General features: G+C 66.5%; 2 protein-coding genes. Both read left to right on the forward strand.

Annotated features, from left to right (window positions below; translation table 11 throughout):
- Nucleotides 1-435: 435 nt before the first annotated feature.
- A complete protein-coding gene (locus G3N61_RS38855) occupies nt 436-1,419 on the forward strand; it encodes a CheR family methyltransferase (RefSeq protein WP_205825094.1) in 984 nt (327 codons plus the stop codon).
- Nucleotides 1,416-2,047, forward strand: a 632-nt coding sequence (gene cheD, locus G3N61_RS38860; protein WP_205825095.1) for a chemoreceptor glutamine deamidase CheD, incomplete at its 3' end; no start/stop codon positions are given. The genes G3N61_RS38855 and cheD, both read left to right, overlap by 4 nt.

The following is a 2,047-nucleotide window of genomic DNA, read 5'->3' on the forward strand; positions in this document are numbered from 1 at the left end:
TCGGGTGCGTAATGGGAGCACGACTGGCAGTATAGAGAGCCACAGCTAGACAGAGACATTAGCTAGCGTGTATCAGAAGAGAGGATGACGACAACTACGTGGATGACATAAACGAAGTAGACGCGACGATCAGAGCTGAGATGGATGGTTAAGAGGAGAACATAAAATGGTAAGGTACGTATCACTATCTCCTAAGTACAGAGTACACCTCCATTTAAGTTTTTTTTTTTTTTAATTACCCGCCACCCACCGAGATCTCCACAGCGAGCTACCCTCTTCCCCTACACGACGCTCTTCCGACCTCTCGCGAAAACCGCCGCACCGGCCGACAAGCCGGCCGCGAAGCCCGCGCTCGTGCGCCCGGCGCTGAACGGCGAGAAGCCGGCGGCGGCCACGGCCGGCACGTCCGACGACGACTGGGAGACCTTCTAAACCATGCCGCACGCGCGCGCGCCGTTTCGACCCGATGCACCGGATGCCTCGCCTCGCGCGGGCGAGCCGGGGCGCGACTTCGCGTTCACGGGCGCGGATTTCGCCCGCATTCGCGCGCTGATCCATCAACGCGCGGGGATCTCGCTGTCCGAGCACAAGCGCGACATGGCGTACAGCCGCCTCGCGCGCCGCTTGCGGGCGCGCGGCCTCGACACGTTCCGCGACTACCTCGACCTGCTCGAGCAGGAAGACGATCCGCTCGAGTGGGAAGCGTTCACCAATGCGCTGACGACGAACCTGACCGCGTTCTTCCGCGAGTCGCACCACTTCCCGATCCTGTCGGATTTCGTGAAGGGGCGGCCGGCGCCGGTATCGGTCTGGTGCTCGGCGGCGTCGACCGGCGAGGAGCCTTACTCGATCGCGATCACGCTGATCGAGGCGCTCGGCGAATCGGCCGCGCGCGGCGCGTCGATCCTCGCGACCGACCTCGACACGCAGGTGCTCGCGAAGGCGGAAGCCGGCATCTACACGTACGACCAGGTCAAGCACCTGGCGCCGGAGCGGCTGAAGCGCTTCTTCCTGAAGGGCACGGGTCCGCAGGCCGGCCGCGTGAAGGTGCGCCCCGAGCTGCGCGCGATGATCCGCTTCGAGCAACTGAACCTGACCGATGCGGACTACGGGATCGCGAAGCCGTTCGACGCGATCTTCTGCCGCAACGTGATGATCTATTTCGACAAGCCGACGCAGGGGCAGGTGCTGTCGCGCTTCGAGCCGCTCGTGAAGCCGGGCGGGCTGCTGTTCGCCGGCCATTCGGAAAACTTCACGTATGTCACGCAGGCGTTCCGGCTGCGCGGGCAGACGGTGTACGAACTGACCCGCGACGCCGCACAGGGCGCACGGCCGCGTGGCGCGCAGGCGCCTGCGATTGCGTCGCCGGCGCGCGCACGGGCTGCGGGCGCCGTCGCCGCTCTGGGAGAGCGTGGATGAGCGCGCTGCCGATCGCCACCAATCGCTATTTCGACAACCACTTCGGCCGTCCCGGCGTGAAGCTGCTGCCGAACGAGTTCTTCACGACGTCCGAGGACATGGTGCTGATGACCGTGCTCGGCTCGTGCGTCGCCGCGTGCCTGCACGACCCGTATGCGGGCATCGGCGGAATGAACCACTTCATGCTGCCGGACGACGGCGCCGATCCGGGCGCGGCCGCGTCGGAATCGATGCGCTACGGCGCGTATGCGATGGAAGTGCTGATCAACGAGCTGATCAAGGCCGGCGGGCGCCGCGAACGCTTCGAGGCGAAGGTGTTCGGCGGCGCGGCCGTGCTGGCCGGGATGACGACCATCAACATCGGCGACCGCAACGCGGATTTCGTGCGCCGCTACCTGGCGCTCGAACGCATCCGCATCACGGCGGAAGACCTGCAGGGCGTGCATCCGCGCAAGGTCGCGTTCATGCCGAACAGCGGGCGCGCGATGGTGAAGAAGCTGCGGCTGCAGGTGCCGGGCGTCACCGAGCGCGAAGCCGCGCTCGCCCGCGAGGCCGATCGCGCCCGCGCCGCACGGCCGCGTCCGCAGGTCGAGCTGTTCGCGCCGAAGCTCCCGGCCCCGCCGCAGCC

Source organism: Burkholderia sp. Ac-20349 (assembly GCF_017104865.1).
Classification (GTDB): Bacteria; Pseudomonadota; Gammaproteobacteria; order Burkholderiales; family Burkholderiaceae; genus Burkholderia; species Burkholderia aenigmatica.

Bases quoted from the DNA above. Each gene is read 5' to 3' on its own strand.
- G3N61_RS38855 (WP_205825094.1), top strand. From the start codon at position 436: ATGCCGCACGCGCGCGCGCCGTTTCGACCCGATGCACCGGATGCCTCG.